Annotated in this window: 20 protein-coding genes; 15 read left to right on the forward strand and 5 right to left on the reverse strand. The window is 40.9% G+C overall.

Features of this window, described 5'->3' with window-relative positions:
• The first annotated feature begins 28 nt into the window (after window positions 1-28).
• From FAY30_RS27125 to FAY30_RS11140, 4 genes are all read left to right on the forward strand, one after another.
• The gene (locus FAY30_RS27125; protein ID WP_190284877.1) at window positions 29-292 is read left to right on the forward strand and encodes a chaperone NapD; all 264 of its coding nucleotides are present in this window, start codon (window positions 29-31) and stop codon (window positions 290-292) included.
• The gene (locus FAY30_RS11130; protein WP_149869948.1) at window positions 289-846 is read left to right on the forward strand and encodes a 4Fe-4S dicluster domain-containing protein; all 558 of its coding nucleotides are present in this window, start codon (window positions 289-291) and stop codon (window positions 844-846) included. Before FAY30_RS27125 ends, FAY30_RS11130 begins: the two co-directional genes overlap by 4 nt.
• A gap of 250 nt (window positions 847-1,096) precedes the next feature.
• Window positions 1,097-1,492: an MmcQ/YjbR family DNA-binding protein gene (locus FAY30_RS11135; RefSeq protein ID WP_149869949.1), complete on the forward strand. Its 396-nt coding sequence runs from the start codon at window positions 1,097-1,099 to the stop codon at window positions 1,490-1,492.
• Window positions 1,485-2,042, forward strand: coding sequence for a DNA-3-methyladenine glycosylase I (locus FAY30_RS11140; protein ID WP_149869950.1), 558 nt, complete (start codon window positions 1,485-1,487; stop codon window positions 2,040-2,042). The genes FAY30_RS11135 and FAY30_RS11140 overlap by 8 nt, the downstream gene beginning before the upstream one ends.
• 83 nt (window positions 2,043-2,125) lie before the next feature.
• On the opposite strand, the gene FAY30_RS27130 is transcribed toward FAY30_RS11140, so the two are convergent.
• On the reverse strand, window positions 2,126-2,287 hold the full coding sequence (locus tag FAY30_RS27130; protein WP_190284878.1) for a hypothetical protein: 162 nt from the start codon (window positions 2,285-2,287) through the stop codon (window positions 2,126-2,128).
• A 302-nt stretch (window positions 2,288-2,589) separates the two neighbouring features.
• Between FAY30_RS27130 and FAY30_RS11145 the strand changes: the two genes are divergently transcribed.
• The 5 genes from FAY30_RS11145 to copZ all read left to right on the forward strand — a co-directional run bounded on the left by FAY30_RS11145 (window position 2,590) and on the right by copZ (window position 5,164).
• The gene (locus tag FAY30_RS11145; protein ID WP_149869951.1) at window positions 2,590-3,252 is read left to right on the forward strand and encodes a TetR/AcrR family transcriptional regulator; all 663 of its coding nucleotides are present in this window, start codon (window positions 2,590-2,592) and stop codon (window positions 3,250-3,252) included.
• 19 nt (window positions 3,253-3,271) lie between these two features.
• The gene (locus FAY30_RS11150) at window positions 3,272-3,997 is read left to right on the forward strand and encodes a GTP pyrophosphokinase (RefSeq protein ID WP_149869952.1); all 726 of its coding nucleotides are present in this window, start codon (window positions 3,272-3,274) and stop codon (window positions 3,995-3,997) included.
• Between the two features lie 39 nt (window positions 3,998-4,036).
• Complete coding sequence (locus FAY30_RS11155; RefSeq protein WP_149869953.1) at window positions 4,037-4,504, forward strand: CBS domain-containing protein; 468 nt, start codon at window positions 4,037-4,039, stop codon at window positions 4,502-4,504.
• A gap of 91 nt (window positions 4,505-4,595) precedes the next feature.
• Window positions 4,596-4,943 (forward strand): metal-sensitive transcriptional regulator, encoded by a 348-nt coding sequence (locus FAY30_RS11160; protein WP_149869954.1) that lies wholly within the window; start codon window positions 4,596-4,598, stop codon window positions 4,941-4,943.
• A 14-nt stretch (window positions 4,944-4,957) separates the two neighbouring features.
• Window positions 4,958-5,164: a copper chaperone CopZ gene (gene copZ / locus FAY30_RS11165; protein ID WP_149869955.1), complete on the forward strand. Its 207-nt coding sequence runs from the start codon at window positions 4,958-4,960 to the stop codon at window positions 5,162-5,164.
• Between the two features lie 43 nt (window positions 5,165-5,207).
• On the opposite strand, the gene FAY30_RS11170 is transcribed toward copZ, so the two are convergent.
• Together FAY30_RS11170 and FAY30_RS11175 are read right to left on the reverse strand one after the other, a co-directional pair.
• Window positions 5,208-6,479, reverse strand: a complete 1,272-nt coding sequence (locus FAY30_RS11170) for an MFS transporter (protein WP_149869956.1) — start codon at window positions 6,477-6,479, stop codon at window positions 5,208-5,210.
• Between the two features lie 22 nt (window positions 6,480-6,501).
• A complete protein-coding gene (locus FAY30_RS11175) occupies window positions 6,502-7,809 on the reverse strand; it encodes an alkaline phosphatase family protein (protein WP_149869957.1) in 1,308 nt (435 codons plus the stop codon).
• A gap of 190 nt (window positions 7,810-7,999) precedes the next feature.
• Between FAY30_RS11175 and FAY30_RS11180 the strand changes: the two genes are divergently transcribed.
• The 3 genes from FAY30_RS11180 to FAY30_RS11190 all read left to right on the forward strand — a co-directional run bounded on the left by FAY30_RS11180 (window position 8,000) and on the right by FAY30_RS11190 (window position 10,748).
• Window positions 8,000-8,926, forward strand: a complete 927-nt coding sequence (locus FAY30_RS11180; RefSeq protein WP_149869958.1) for an alpha/beta hydrolase — start codon at window positions 8,000-8,002, stop codon at window positions 8,924-8,926.
• Between the two features lie 145 nt (window positions 8,927-9,071).
• On the forward strand, window positions 9,072-9,566 hold the full coding sequence (locus FAY30_RS11185; protein ID WP_149869959.1) for a flavodoxin domain-containing protein: 495 nt from the start codon (window positions 9,072-9,074) through the stop codon (window positions 9,564-9,566).
• Window positions 9,567-9,719: 153 nt separating this feature from the next.
• Window positions 9,720-10,748 carry an ATP-grasp domain-containing protein gene (locus FAY30_RS11190; RefSeq protein WP_149869960.1) on the forward strand — a complete coding sequence of 343 codons (1,029 nt, stop codon included), beginning with the start codon at window positions 9,720-9,722 and terminating at the stop codon, window positions 10,746-10,748.
• A gap of 204 nt (window positions 10,749-10,952) precedes the next feature.
• Here FAY30_RS11190 and FAY30_RS11195 read toward each other — a convergent pair whose 3' ends face one another.
• Entirely contained in the window at window positions 10,953-11,327 is a 375-nt protein-coding gene (locus FAY30_RS11195) for a nucleotide excision repair endonuclease (RefSeq protein ID WP_149869961.1), read from the reverse strand.
• 197 nt (window positions 11,328-11,524) lie between these two features.
• On the opposite strand from FAY30_RS11195, the gene FAY30_RS11200 reads away from it, so the two are divergent.
• Window positions 11,525-12,106, forward strand: coding sequence for a TerD family protein (locus tag FAY30_RS11200; RefSeq protein ID WP_149869962.1), 582 nt, complete (start codon window positions 11,525-11,527; stop codon window positions 12,104-12,106).
• A gap of 106 nt (window positions 12,107-12,212) precedes the next feature.
• Window positions 12,213-12,605 (forward strand): hypothetical protein, encoded by a 393-nt coding sequence (locus FAY30_RS11205; RefSeq protein ID WP_149869963.1) that lies wholly within the window; start codon window positions 12,213-12,215, stop codon window positions 12,603-12,605.
• A 50-nt stretch (window positions 12,606-12,655) separates the two neighbouring features.
• Here FAY30_RS11205 and FAY30_RS11210 read toward each other — a convergent pair whose 3' ends face one another.
• Window positions 12,656-13,696, reverse strand: coding sequence for a putative glycoside hydrolase (locus tag FAY30_RS11210; RefSeq protein WP_411675492.1), 1,041 nt, complete (start codon window positions 13,694-13,696; stop codon window positions 12,656-12,658).
• A gap of 140 nt (window positions 13,697-13,836) precedes the next feature.
• On the opposite strand from FAY30_RS11210, the gene FAY30_RS11215 reads away from it, so the two are divergent.
• Window positions 13,837-15,348, forward strand: coding sequence for a helix-turn-helix domain-containing protein (locus FAY30_RS11215; protein WP_149869965.1), 1,512 nt, complete (start codon window positions 13,837-13,839; stop codon window positions 15,346-15,348).
• The last annotated feature ends 10 nt before the right edge of the window (window positions 15,349-15,358 follow it).

A 15,358-nucleotide genomic window follows, 5' to 3' on the forward strand; every position in this document is an offset into this window, starting at 1 on the left:
CCCTTTTTACTTCAGGAGGGGAAGACAAATGGTTATTTCGGGAATCTTTGTGGAAACAATTCCTGGGCAAGCGAGTCTTGCAGCAGGGCAGCTGGCTTTATTAAATGGGGTTGAAATCCATCATATTCATGAGGAGAAGAAGGTAATCCTGACGATTGAATCGGATACGGTCGATCAAGGCTATCGAACGGCAGAAAGATTTAAAGAGATTGATGGTGTGCTGAATATTTGTCTTGTGTATACAAATTTCGAGAATGAACTGTTTTATCAAGAAGCAGCTGGTGAACAATGACTGAGAGATGCAACAGAAGGGAATTTCTCAACTTAAACTGGGAATCGACAATTGGGTTTTTGGGGAATTTTCTTGCACCCCAGCTTGAAATCGACCGGGACTTTATACGTCCTCCTGGTGCGGGCAGTGAGCTAGAATTCCTTACTTCATGCACCAGATGCGGAAAATGTCAGGAGGTCTGTCCGGAGCAGACCATTTGTTTGTTTTCACTGACAAGCGGCGCGAAGCTCGTCAATACCCCTTATGTAGACCCGAATGAGTCACCATGCACATTTTGTCTAAAGTGTATCGAAGCCTGCCCGACGGAGGCTTTAAACTTGGCTGACTATAAAAAACGGCCCGCAATTGGAATGGTTAAAGTGCAAAGGGACAGCTGTCTTGGAAATCAGCAGGTGATGTGCGATTATTGTGTCCGTTCCTGCCCTGTTGGAGGTGCGCTTACGCTTGTTAACGGAATTCCGGTCGTGTCCGAAAAACACTGCACAGGCTGCGGCATCTGTGTTGCCAGCTGTATTGCTGACGGTGGGGCATTAAAAGTAATTGGAGTTTTTTAATAGGATTCTACGTGACTGAAACTACGGAAAAAGCTGGCGATTGGTCACGTAGAGAGGTTCTATGTGAACGAAACGGTGGAAAAAGAGGGTGTTCGGTCACGTAGAGAGCTATCCACGTGACGAACCACTTCAATTCTCAGAAAAGCTCGTCGCACAAAACCAGCTCATTGAAAAATTAATCAACATTGTTTTAATCATAAACAACCGATAAAATAAAATCATGGAAAATTATCATTTAGGAGATTAAACAATGGGTCACGATAGACAAATCAAGTCTTTACATGGGAATGAGTTACTAACAAAAATTAGAGAGATTGCAAAGAAATTTCCCGAAGTAATCGAAGCTGTCGATAAATTTGGACACACATCTTTTCGGGTAAAGGACAAGCCATTTGTGATGATGGGCGAAAATGGGGATAACCTAACGCTATCGATAAAGACATTGAAAACAACCCAACAGCTATTATTGCAAGAGCAAGACCGTTTTTTCAAAACCCCTTACATCGGTCAGCATGGCTGGACGTCTGTCAGCACCAATCAAAAACTTAATTGGAACGTAATCGAAGGGTTTATTCTGGAAGGGTACCTTCAAGCGGCTCCTAGAAACCTTTCTAAGGGATTAATGGAGGCACTCAAGAATGAATAGATGCGGCTGGGTGAATCAGGATCCTTTATATATAGAGTATCACGACCACGAATGGGGAGTGCCGGTTTATGATGACCGGCTGCTATTTGAGTATTTAAATCTCGAAGGGGCCCAGGCCGGCTTAAGTTGGTATACGATTTTAAAAAAACGTGCGAATTACCGCGAGGCATTTGATCAGTTTGATGCAGAAAAAATTTCCCGCTATGACGAGGGAAAAATCACCGAGCTCTTACATAATGAGGGAATTGTCAGAAATAAGCTGAAGATTAATGCGGTAATTACCAATGCCAAAGCCTATTTAAGGGTAATCGACGAATTCGGGTCCTTCCAAACCTACATCTGGTCCTTTGTTGGCGGGAAGCAAATTCAAAATCATTTCAAAGAAATGAAAGATGTCCCGGCAACAACCGAAATTAGTGACAAATTAAGCAAGGATTTAAAGAAACGCGGCTTTAAATTTGTCGGCTCCACCATTTGCTATGCGTTCATGCAGGCAACAGGAATGGTGAATGATCATATCGTCAGCTGTGACTGTTATCCAGGAAAATAATTACTCGAAATTACAGGTAAAAAACAGGAAGGCCCGTCACAAATAAGTGACGGGCTTCCGTGCTTTTAGAGACATATAAACCATTATTTTGCAGGTTTTTCAATCATGAAATCTGATGCAGGAATCGGAATAATTTTTCCGCCTATTTGGACATGAACGGTATCGTTGAAAATGGCTTTTACTATTCCCTTTAATGAAATAGTTGAATTAACAGAGATTTTCTTCGATTCAGTTTGATTGGCCAAATTACTCAACACCTTCCAATTATTGGTTTGCCTTTATGAGATAAAAAATAATCAGGATTATAATACTATAAATTATTCGCAAAAAATTTTTAAATTCCTGCTGTTTCGTTCATACTTTTTAGAAAAAATGAAGAAAAATTGGTCATGTTACAAATCATTTATTGCAAGGGGTGTTAAACAATAATAATGAATATAACATGAACCATGGTTCAAGTATCACATGTTTTAGGCTGGCTGTCAATAAAAAAGTGAACTATGGTTCAAATTTAAAAATCGTGTTATGATAGCACTGAGGTGATTATATGCCAGACCGTGAAGATAAACTTGTAGGTGAATTTCCATTTGTCCCTAAACAGGAACGAGCGCAGCAAAAAAGGAATGCCCTGATTGAAAGCGGATATGCTTTATTTAATTCGAAAGGATACGAGCAGACAACCGCAAAGGAAATCGCCGCACATGCAGGGGTAGCAACCGGAACCTTTTACCGTTATTTTTCAGACAAGCGGCAGCTATTAATGTCGCTGTTAGAAGATAAATTAGAAAAGTTTCTTCCGCCTGAACCAAGTTGGGCTGCCAGTGACCCTGAATCTGTTATGGCCGCGCTTTTTGAATCACATTATGAACGGCTTAATGAGGTCGGACTAAGGCGTGTACTCCCAGAGCTGTTATCCAAAGATTCTGAACTTGCAGAGGTTCTAGGGGCCGCAAGGAGAAAAATCCATGCTAGAATTCACGATGGCTTAGTTCAAGCCAGTGAAAAAGGGTTAACCTGGAGGGATTTGGATTTAGAAATGGTCTCATGGGCTATCATGGTTTTAGTGGAGAATGGACAGGAAAAAGAGAGTCAAAGCGGAAAAAAAGCTGATTATCTTGAAATGTCAAAGGTTATTTGCCGGATGGTCTTTCCACCTGATGTTTTAGCGGAATTTCGAAACAGTGAAAAAAATAAAATGGGTGAATCATAACAAGAGAGGAAGCTAGTACTTGGATATTGAACAAGTTATTGATATGAAGGAGTTAAAATCGCTTAAAGTAAAACTAACACGTTTTATGATGGCGTATAAGTTTGCGTTAGATGAAATGAATACGAAAATTAATATCCTAAAAGATGAATTTAATTATATTCATGATTATAATCCAATAGAACATGTAAAATCGCGATTAAAATCACCGGAAAGCATTTTGAAGAAAGTGCAACGGAAAGGATATGCGTTTTCATTACCTTCCATTAAAGAAAATGTTCGGGATATTGCCGGGATTCGGATTACCTGTTCGTTTATTTCCGATATTTATGAGCTTGCGAAAATGATTGGGAATCAGAAAGACGTTCGGGTTATTGATTATAAAGATTATATAAAGAATCCAAAGCCGAATGGCTATCAAAGTCTTCATTTAATATTAGAAATACCGATCTTCATGTCCGATCGTGAGGAATTAACGTATGTAGAGGTGCAAATTCGGTCGATCGCCATGGATTTTTGGGCAAGTTTGGAACACAAGATTTATTACAAATACAACAAGGCAGTTCCAAGCAAGATGATTGATGAGCTTAAAGACGCAGCATTAATGGCAGCACAGCTGGATCGGAAAATGGAACGGCTGCATAAAGAAATAAGGGAGATAAAACAAGCTGACCATGAAAGGGAAGAGCAATTCCTTAATAAAGAACATATTAACCTTGCATTTTTAAATGATTTTTTAAAAAAATAAATTGGACTTCTACTTAACCAAACGAAAGTGGTGAACTTCATGAAGGTAAAAGATTTTATGGTGAAAGATGTGATTTCGGTAAATCCGGAAAGTTCCATTAAAGATGTGATGGCTACGTTTGTAGAGAAGAAAATTGGCGGCGTGCCCATAATGAAGAAGGATGGGACGTTATGCGGGATGGTAACGGACGGTGACCTTTTGCGGGCCATTAAGCCAATCGATCGTCGTATTCCAGATTATTTTAGCTTTATTACCTATGTCGCGGAGGAAAATATGACGGACCGCTTACATGAACTGGCTCATACAGAAATCGGTAAGATTGCCAAATCACATGGAATCGTGACCGTTCACCCAGACGATGATATGAAAACAGTGGTGGACCTGTTAGCTAGACACCACTTTAAGAAGCTTCCGGTTGTGGATGAATCGAACCATGTTGTTGGTGTCATCAGCCGCGGTGATGTCATTCGTAATATCCAGGAAACGATTGTTAAAAATATGGAATAGGTGCTTTCGCATCATGTTTTTCGTTATCGATAAAAGCATCGCTTTACTATACGGGGGTATGATATAATAGGAAAAAAAAGGAGGGAATGTCATGTCCTTAGACCGTGAAAATGAGGAAGAATTAAATGATGATTCCTGTTGTACACATGATGGCGGACATCGAAAAAGCCATCATTCGGATAAAGTGAAAAACAATCTGGTTACAAGGCTTAACCGGATCGAAGGGCAAATACGCGGGATTAAAGGCTTAATCGAAAAAGATACGTATTGTGATGATGTCATTAACCAAATCTCCGCTACCCAATCGGCGCTAAACAGTGTGGCGAAAATCTTACTTGAAGGCCATATGAAGAGTTGTGTCGTCGAGAGAATTCAAGAAGGTGATTATGAGGTTCTGGATGAGGTTCTCGTTACCATACAAAAACTAATGAAAAAATAATGGAGGCAAGAAAAATGGAAAATGTTACATTAGATGTTAGTGGTATGTCTTGTGGCCATTGTGTAAAAGCAGTAGAAGGCAGCGTCGGTAAACTTGAGGGGGTAAAAAAGGTTGCCGTAAAGCTTGATCAAGGTCAAGTTGACGTCGAATTTGATGCAAAAGTGGTATCTCTCAGTACGATTAAAGAAACAATTGATGACCAGGGTTACGATGTAAAATAACAAGGAAAGAGCTCGCCGGCTGGTGAGCTCTTTTCTCCATCAATTAGCTTATAGAATTTCCTTTTGGAATATGATTGGCTTCTGGTACACGCAGCAGGATCAATCCGCCAATGAAAAACAATACTATGAGACTAAATACGCCGCTATTGGTGCTGCCGGTTAACTGCGCGGTCAAGCCGACTAAAAATGGACCTAAGATGGCTGCGAATTTATAAAAGATACTGTAGAAACCAAAGAACTCATTGGCATTCTCTTTTGGAACAAGTGCTGCAAAATAGGACCGGCTTAATGCCTGAATTCCACCTTGTGAAGATGCCACGAGCATGGCCAATATCCAGAAATCAAGAGTCGTTTTTAAAAAATAGGCATACGTGCATATGATTATATATATAAATATTCCGACCAACAGCATCGTTTTGGCGTGAAATTTATCGGCAAGTTTGCCATATATAACCGCAAATGGTGCAGCAACGACTTGGGTAGCAAATAAAATAATCAAAAGGTTGTTGGAAGAGATTCCTAAATCCGACCCATATGCAGTTGACATCGTAATGATCGTGTTAACTCCATCAATATAGAAGAAATACGCTACTAAAAAGAGAAACAATGGACGGTAAAGCTTAATTTTCCTGAATGTTTCAAAAAGCTGTTTAAATCCATTGGATATCGGATTAGCGACGCGTTCTTTATAATAAACCTGTTTGACATTTTTCAACATTGGAATCGTAAACAAGCCCCACCAAAGGGCCGTAATCGCAAAGGCGGCTTGACTTGCGACAGTAACGCTTAAAGGCAGAATACTTCTATCCGCTAGAATGATCAGGGCAATCCCGATAATAAACGGGATCGTACTTCCAATGTAGCCCATCGCAAACCCCTTCGATGAAATCTGATTCATCCGTTCTTCTGATGTCACGTCAACAAGGAAGGCATCGTAGAAAATGTTCGTTCCGCCAAACCCGATGACGGTCACCATATAACAGATTAAGAGAATGAACCATTGGTCGCTCGGGACAACCGCTAATAAAAAGGTAAAAATAATACCGAGGGCAAAGAAAAAAGTGAAAAATCGTTTTTTGAACCCTTTAAAATCTGCAATACTTCCCAATATCGGAGCGCAGAGCGAAATAAGCAATGTGGCAAATGAATTGGCATAACCCCAGTAGGCTGTAGAAGTAGAGGCAGCAAGTCCTGCCTCGTTCGCTGCTGCCTTAAAATACAACGGAAATACAGCTGTGGTGATCAGGATAGAGTAGGCAGAGTTTGCCCAATCATAAAACACCCAGCCCTTTTCTTGTTTTGTCATCCGGCTCATTCAAGTTCCTCCTTTAATGGCTTTATATGGTTAACATTTCTTCGACAGCCCTCCCATCTGTATTGCCTAAGGTAATACCAAGGAGCCTTGCGAAGGTGGGGCCTTCATCAACGAGACGGATGGAAGATAGTGTGGTGGACTGGATTCCTTTCCCGGCCGCCATAAAGATGGTTCCGTAATTTTCTTTTTCCGGCGAGTAACCATGACAGGCTAATGTATATTTTTTATCTGCTGCGGCATCCTCCCGGGTAATGGTTTTGATATAATCTCCCTTTAAATCTTCTAAAAAATAATACCCGCGGCATGCTTCAATCATAAAGGCACACGTACCATCTGCCCCTTTTTCGGCAGCCTGTGCCCCTGTTAGCACACGCTCGATCCCTGATTCGGGGTCGTCTAGCAATGAGTCTAATAAATGTTTAACCTGGTGAAGGACCGTGGAATTATGCTGATCTTTAATGTAAATATATGCAGAGCCATCACAACTTTTACAATAGGCCTGCCAATTAATTATTTTCCCTTTTGTGTTTGTTGAAATGAGATTTTTTTTATGTAAAAGGACATTAAGGTTGACCGCTTTATGTTCATCAAGTGCACTATGGTCACCTAATACTGCCACAGTGGCGTTTTCATGAATCCCGCTTTCATGGAGAGCAGCTAGAATTCGGCCAAGACGTTTATGGTGACGATGGATCGCGGCAATTGCCTCTTCTGATGAAAACCCGTGATCATGGCGCTGCGTGTCTAAATCGGTGAAGTGCACCATCAATAAATTCGGCTTCTTTGTTTTAATCGTATCGACGGCGGATTCTAAGACAAAGTCGTCTAATTCCGGCTGACTAAGCCCTTTGCGGATATGCCCGTAGCGTTTATTTAAATCCCATTGAAAGGAGGGAGTACCGCTCATTAGTGAAACAAGGATTTGGTTTTGCCAGGGGCGGTTAGCGAAAATTTCCGGCATATTGTAGTCGATGTTTGCTTTTCCGGTAACGGGCCAGAGGAGCGCCGCAGTGGTCAGGTTTGCCTTTTTGGCTTCATCATACAATGTCGTGCCGTGAATACAATTACGATACCAATTCCAATCCGGTGACGGTCTTCCAGGCTGCAGGAGGGTATTATTGATCACCCCGTGCCTGTTCGGATAATTTCCAGTCACAATCGTCGCATGACATGGATAAGTGACCGATGGATAGATTGTTTCGACATTTTCTACATACGTTCCATTTTTCAAAATTGATTGAAAGTGGGGTAAGTCTTTGAGAATTGGATAGTCTAATGCAGAAAGACAATCAAAGGAAATGATAATTAAATGATCTGTTAGGCGATTCATGACATCCTCCAGGAATAAAGTTCTGGTTATGATAATTGTACTATATGAAACTAGAAATGGAAGAATTGTTACAGAATATTTACAAAATTATTGGAAGTTTGCCTAAAAATGGTGAATATTGGATTTGTGTTAATGGTTTTTCTAGTATAATGATATTGACGATTATTGGAAATAAAAGGGGGCAGCCGTCATGCCAAGTTTCCGAAGTTATTTTTTTGAAAAAGCAATTAAGACATCGGTTAAAAGAGCGGTGAAAAAAGGGGTTAAGGGAAAAGGGATGGAAAATAAGCGGCAGATGCTGGATGCGGCCGCAAGAAGACTCGGTACTCTCCCAAAAAATTGTAAGGTAGTTCCAGTGGAAATTGAAGGATTATATGCTGAGTGGATTACAACCACGTCTGCCGAAACGTTAGTGGCGGCTGACAAGGTCATTCTCTATTTACATGGCGGGGGCTATGCCCTCTGCTCTGCCAACACCCATCGTCCACTGGCTGCCAGGATTGGGAAGGCAGCAGGTCTTAAGGTGCTGTTTCCGGAGTATCGCCTTGCACCGGAACATCCATTTCCTGCCGCTATCGAGGATGCTGTCAATGTATATCGCTGGCTGAGAAGTCAGGGGTATGACCCGGCTAACATCCTATTTGCAGGTGATTCAGCCGGCGGAGGATTATGTCTGGCAACTGCACTCGTTTTACGCGACCAGAACGAGCCGCTCCCGGCCGCAATCGTTTGTCTTTCACCGTGGGTAGATTTAACGAGCAGCGGGGAAAGCTATCGAAAAAATAAAGCGGTGGATCCGTATTTAAGTATTGAGGCAGTAAGAGAAGCTGTAAAGATGTATGCGGCGAACGAAGCCCCGGACCACCCGCTCATATCACCTGTTTTTGCGAACCTTACGGGATTGCCCCCCTTGTTTATTCAGGCAGGCAGCCATGAAATCTTGCAAAGTGATGCAGAGAAACTGGCGGATGCAGCACGGAATGCCGGGGTCACGGTTTCGTTCAAAATCTGGAATGGCATGTGGCATGTATGGCAAATAAGTGGTGATGCATTACCCGAAGCAAGAAAAGCAATAAAAGAGATTGGGGCATTTATAAAGAAAATCTTAAAAAAGTGAACTGAAAGTTGTAATAATATTGCCAATATTATTTCATCCAGATGCATTATATGGGGGTTATAATGGTAGTGAGTAAATTGAATCCCGGCCAATATATAGGAAATCACGGCAGGTTTTTTTGTACAGGAAGGAAGGGGAATAGGACATGAAAAGTTTAATTGTTTATTGCTCATCCCATGGGACTACAGAAAAAGCGGTTGGATTAATAAGCGAGAATCTTGAAGGTGACGTGTTATCAGTAGATTTAAAAAGGGAGAAAACGCTTTTTGATCTCAAGGATTTTGACACGGTCATTATTGGCGGTTCCATTCACGCGGGACAGATCCAACGGAAAATTAGTCAATTTATCAAACATCATCATAATAGGCTTCTGGAAAAAAATCTTGGCCTTTTTCTTTGCTGTATGCGAGAAGGCGACATTGCCATCGAGCAATTTAATCATGCTTTTCTACAGGACTTGCGAAAAAATTCCGCGGCGATGGGATTATTTGGCGGAGAATTCCTCGTGTCTAAAATGAACTTCTTCGAAAGACAGGTTGTCAAAAGAGTAGATGGAATCACAGTCGATCAATCAAAATTAGATACAACGTCCATTATGGAATTTGTTTCAAGAATGAATCACGTAAAGAGCTATGTTTAAGAAGTGGATTACCATTGTGATTGGAACGGAAAGCGAAGCGCCTGGAGTGGAAATCAACAGTTTTCTTAACAATATTATCGCTTTTTGATTATAAAATACCTCTAGTTCGTACATAATGGAAAAGGTCTAACTACAACATGAAAGAGGATACACATGAAGATTTGGTTTAATCGGTGGTTTACCACCGTTTCGCATTATATCGATATGATTCGAAACAACGAAGATCATCGGAAATTTATCATCTATGGAACACATCCAAATAAAGATGCCCTTTATTTACAAAATTGTGATTACGCCTTCGTCGAGCCCGACATCTCTGGGGATGAATACATTGAGTTTTGTCTTGATTTTTGCCAGAAACACGGGGTCAATATTTTCATACCCCGGAAAGAAAATGTTCTGATTTCGAAACGGCTGAAAGATTTTGAGAATCTGGGTGTGAAGGTCCTTGTTTGCCCTGATGCTTGCCTCATGGAAATGCTGGATAATAAAGCCGCCGCCTATCAATCATTGTCGAAAAGTGATCCGATTTTTTCGATTCCTGACTATTATGTCGTCAATAACATAGAAGATTTTAAACAGGCTTATCAATCGCTTAAGGATAAAGGCCATGAAGTTTGCTTTAAACCTGTAATTGGTGAAGGGGCAAATGGGTTTCGGGTGATTAAAGATCAGATTGAGTCCATACCGCAGCTTTTTCAACAGGGTATTGGCTATCGGATTCCTTATCATTACGCATGCGAGATTTTAAGCCAGCAGGACACGTTTCCTGACTTAATGGTGTTAGAGTTTTTAGAAGGCAGAGAGTTTAGCATTGACTGCGTTTCTTCTCAGGATGAATTATTTGCTGCAATCCCGCGGATGAAAGGGGATGGACGGGTGCGGGAGCTGGTGGAAAGTTTTGAACTCATTCAGCAGGCACACAGGTTCCATCAGGAATATAAATTACCGTATGTGTTCAATATCCAGGTTAAGTACAACAACGGTGTTCCGAAACTGCTCGAAATCAATCCGCGGATGAGCGGGGGAATGCACGTCAGCTGTCTATCAGGTATTAATCTTCCCTATTTGGCGATCAAGATTTTATTAGGTGAAAAAATAGGGCGATTAACCCCGCAGTTTGGCATTAGAGCCAGCCATATTGAAAAAGAAATGATCTTGAAATATGGAAATATAAGTTAATAAATAAAAAGCTGTGTAATAAAAATGCTTAGCAATGTAGATTGGAGCGGAAGGCGCGAGACTCCTGCGGGAGTACGGGGCCGAGGAGGCTCCCCGGCACGCCCGCGGAAAGCGAAGCGCCTGGAGCGCAAATCAACAGACAAGGATAACATAGACAAAAAAAGAGCGGGTTTTCTGTTACCGGCTCTTTTCAATGAAAAATGATTATTTGTAAAATACTTTGTCGGTATTGTACTTTGCTTGGAGAGTATTAATCATATAGGTTTCGTAGATTTCTCTTTCCATTGGTTCGTCCACTACGAAAACCGCAATTTTATATACTTCATCGCGATGGTTTTTAATTGGTGATACGGTATCTTCAAAATGGCGCTTCACGCGAGGTCTTAATTTTCTTGCTTTGCCTACAAAAAGCAATTCATCACTAGAGTTAAAAAAAAGAATAATTCCGCCTTTGTCACGGGGAATTTTATTGTAATCAGTAAAACCATATTCACTGCTAAGTGGCGCTTCCACTTTTTCTCCTACTTGTCGATTTTTCGTAATCACGACATCTGGATTGGGTATTTCAATTTTTATCATATATAGTATCGCTCCCTGCTTAAAATAAACGGTGAATCCGTTCGCTGACAGTTCATTATAGCACAACCCTCGCTTTGGGGGTTTGTCTTTCTTAATTTACCCAATTTTTTGCGGAATAATTGATAATAGTGGTAAAACAAAGCTTAATTTTGTACACTTGAAGAAGGTACATAAAAAACTTGCGGAAGGGTGTTAGTATGGCAATTTCATTATCTAAAGGTCAAAAGGTAGATTTAACGAAAACAAATCCTGGTTTATCTAAGGTTGTTGTAGGTCTTGGCTGGGATACTAACCGTTACGATGGCGGGAATGATTTCGATTTAGATGCAAGTATCTTTCTTTTAGGTGCGAATGGTAAATGTGGCTCTGAAAAGGATTTTGTATTCTATAATCAACTTGAAGGCGGAAATGGTTCCGTTGTACATACTGGGGATAACCGTACAGGAGAAGGGGACGGCGATGATGAGCTAGTAAAAGTAAATTTATCAGCTGTTCCTGCTGGTGTGGAGAGAATTTCATTTGTCATTACCATTCATGATGCAGAATCACGCGGTCAGAACTTTGGACAAGTTTCAAATGCCTTCTGCCGGATCGTAAATGAAGAGACAAATCAAGAAATTATCCGTTACGATTTAGGGGAGGATTTCTCCATTGAAACTGCGATCATCGTTGGGGAATTATACCGCCACAACGGTGAATGGAAGTTCTCAGCTGTGGGCTCTGGCTATCAAGGCGGACTTGCACGCATCGCAACAGACTTTGGCCTAAACGTAGGCTGATAAGAATGATAAAGAAGGACAAGCTGGATTTTTTAGATCCTGTCTTGTCCTTTTCTTTAAGTAAGGTAACGGTATGATTTTTTAGGGAATAAAGGGAGATTGGTTTATGAGGTTTGTTGTCAAGACACAAGTTCTTGCTATATTAATGGGACTTTTTTGGATTATTTACCTATCTATTTTGGCTTTTTTTGATCAGCCAGGTCGAGCTCTTCAGTATATCAATGTATTGGTCTACGGATTTGCGATTCTTTTTGCCGTCATGTATTTTCTGATGACGAAAGTATTAATTGGCCGAAATTGGCTTGCGGTTCCATTGGTTCTTATACCTTATTTCCTTGTTTATAAACCGTTTTTTCAACGGATTTTAACAAAAGCGGCGAATAGCTATGAGGGGATTATCAACTTCCTTGCTCTTTCCACTGGGGCGACCCATTTTCTTGCGATTATCTTCGGTTTAGGTTTAGGGATTATGTTTACAAGACCAAAATTACAATCATAATACAGATTCAGAAAAAGGACGAATCCATGAGGATTTGTCCTTTATCTAATTTAAAAAGGTGTATAGTCCACGTCCGCTGTATAGTCGTTGGCGGCATTCCAGAGTAAAAATTCATTGATCCCTTGTGCATGGAGCGCGCGAATTTGATCTTCAATTTCCCGTTTGCCATACACTTTGTAATTTCCTTTGCCAAGCCATGCTGCCGTAAAATCTTGGAGCCACGGCCTCGATGTAGGTGGTGCGGCTAATTTCTTCAAGCGAGTATTTTCAACCTTGGCATATTCTTCGACAAGCCGGTACGGTTCCAAATCAGGCTTTGGGATTCCGAAACTTGCTGACCAATGGCTGGGATAAATCATTGAAGAAATCACATCAACATGTTTGGCGATTTCTGAAAAATTTTGTCCTATCCCGCTCGCTTCCGGAATTACGGTCGCATTTCCAAATGTATCAACAGACACCTTAACACCGTAAGGCTTCAACTTTTCGCTTGCATATTTAACGAATCCAGAAACGGCAGCAACACGATTGCCCCGGCTTTTTCCTGTGTAGTGGAGCGGGCCCTCAATCGACTCGAATTTTTCAGGAAATCTGACATAATCAAATTGAATTTCTTTAAATCCGAGTTTTACTGCTTCGATGGCCATCCCGAGATTGTAATCCCATACTTCCCTATGAAAGGGGTTGGTAAATGAATCCCCATGGGAATTCCGCCATAGGCCTTTATTTGTCGTAAATGACCAGCCTGGGTGAGAATTAGCTAAGACATTATCTTTAAAAACAACCATCCTTGCAATCGGGTAGATCTGATTTTTCTTTAACGTTTCCATCAGACCTTTTGGATTTGTGATATAAGGATGACTAGAAGCGAAATATGGTGAATGTTTCGATGGCGTGAAGGTTAGATGGCCGTGGTCGTCCTTAATATCAATTACCATCGCATTTAAATCCGTTTGGTTTACAAGACTAAGCAGCTTATCAAACTGTGGACCCTTTGTGTTGGCGGCATTTACATAGATGCCCCTGATGGGTTCGTTCCAATCGTGAGTTTTTGTAAAAGCAGTTTCGAGAGGGAATAATACCACCATCATAAAGGCGAATAGAATGATTTTTCGCATCGGGCTCACTCCTTATTCTTTTTTATTATCGTTAACCATAACCATCGATACCATTCGTATCGTGCTTCTGGCGGATTTTATGTATAATTGTGGTGAAGGGGGATGACTGGTTTATGGAAGGAAAGTGGCTGATCGCCGATCGGGATCTGAATGAGCGGGAAGGGTTAAAATGGTTATTAAAAACATCATCAATTCCCGTTTCGGATATTTTTTTAGCATCGAACTACAAGGAATTTATTGTTTTATTTGAAAATGAACCCCCCGACATTGTTCTATTGGAGCTGGACATGATCAGTAAGGATGAGTGGGCAGGCTTCCGCGACCTCATGCAGATCTATGATCCTGTCTTACTTTTAACAAGTGCAGAAGCCACCTTTGAAAAAGCACGCCTGGCAATTGATATGCAGGCATTGGATTTAATGATCAAACCATTTTCGTCAACAAAGGTTAAATCGGCCTTTCAAAAGGCTTTAAGAAGACTGGACACGAAATTTCATACAACTGGTATGCACCATCCACATTCACATAAAGATATTTCATATGAGGCATTATTCCTCCCGCAGGAAGCTACATCTGGAAATGTTAAAATAGCTGCTTTTCAGACAGAAAGTATCGGCATGCTGCCAACACTCTATTCGTTTATCATGGAATATCCGTTTACTGACAGCAGGGGTGTTTTCGCCTTAAGTGATATGGTCGTGTTATTATTCAATGGGGCTTGTCACAATATGACGGAACAATGTCAGAAAGCGATGAGAAAATGGGAAGAAGAATTTTCTGAGCACTTGGCGATTGTTGTCCACAAAGGGAATTCGGCGGCAATGACACTGAACCAGGAATACCTGCAAACGCGGAAAATGCTGGAGTTCACCTACTACAAAGGGTACCGGCAAGTAGTCGAATTCGAATATTCACCTAATTGGGGGCATATCGATCCCTTTCTGACTCCACCGGAACAAAGAGAGTGGGTCGATATTCTTGCAAATCTAAACATCGAAAAAATTAAAAAGTGGCTATATGATGAATTTCTTCAATTACAGCATCCCTATCCGGATCCAGGCTTAGTCAGAATCAGGTTAACGAGCATATTGGCTCAGGTCAGAAGATTTATGAAGACATATAAGCTGAATGATGACCCCAGCCTTGAACAGGATTATCGAACGATTTTTAACTCAATCTTATATGATACCGTTCTGTATCGAACCGTACAAAATCTTATTTTATTTATTCAAAAAATATTTGTTGGTGCAGAAAACTCTATGCAGCAAATGAAACAAGATCCAATTGAGCTCGGAATGTCGTATATGAAGGCTAATTTTTCCAAAAGCAGTCTTAGGCTCGAAGATGTGGCGCAGTATGTGGACCGAAATCCCGCTTACTTCAGTCATCTGCTAATAACGAAAACCGGATATAGTTTCACCGAACTCTTGGCCGGCATACGAATGAAAGAAGCAAAGCGATTATTGATTGAAACAAGAAAGCCGATTAAAGAGATTTCCATTTTATCAGGTTATCAAAATGCCAATTATTTTAGCAGAATGTTTCGGGAACTAATCGGGATGTCTCCCCGTGATTTCCGCATGCAAAAACCGGATTGGATGATAAATGAGAAGGGAACTGTTTAGTGAAACAGTT

This window comes from Bacillus sp. S3, assembly GCF_005154805.1.
Lineage (GTDB): Bacteria > Bacillota > Bacilli > Bacillales > Cytobacillaceae > Neobacillus.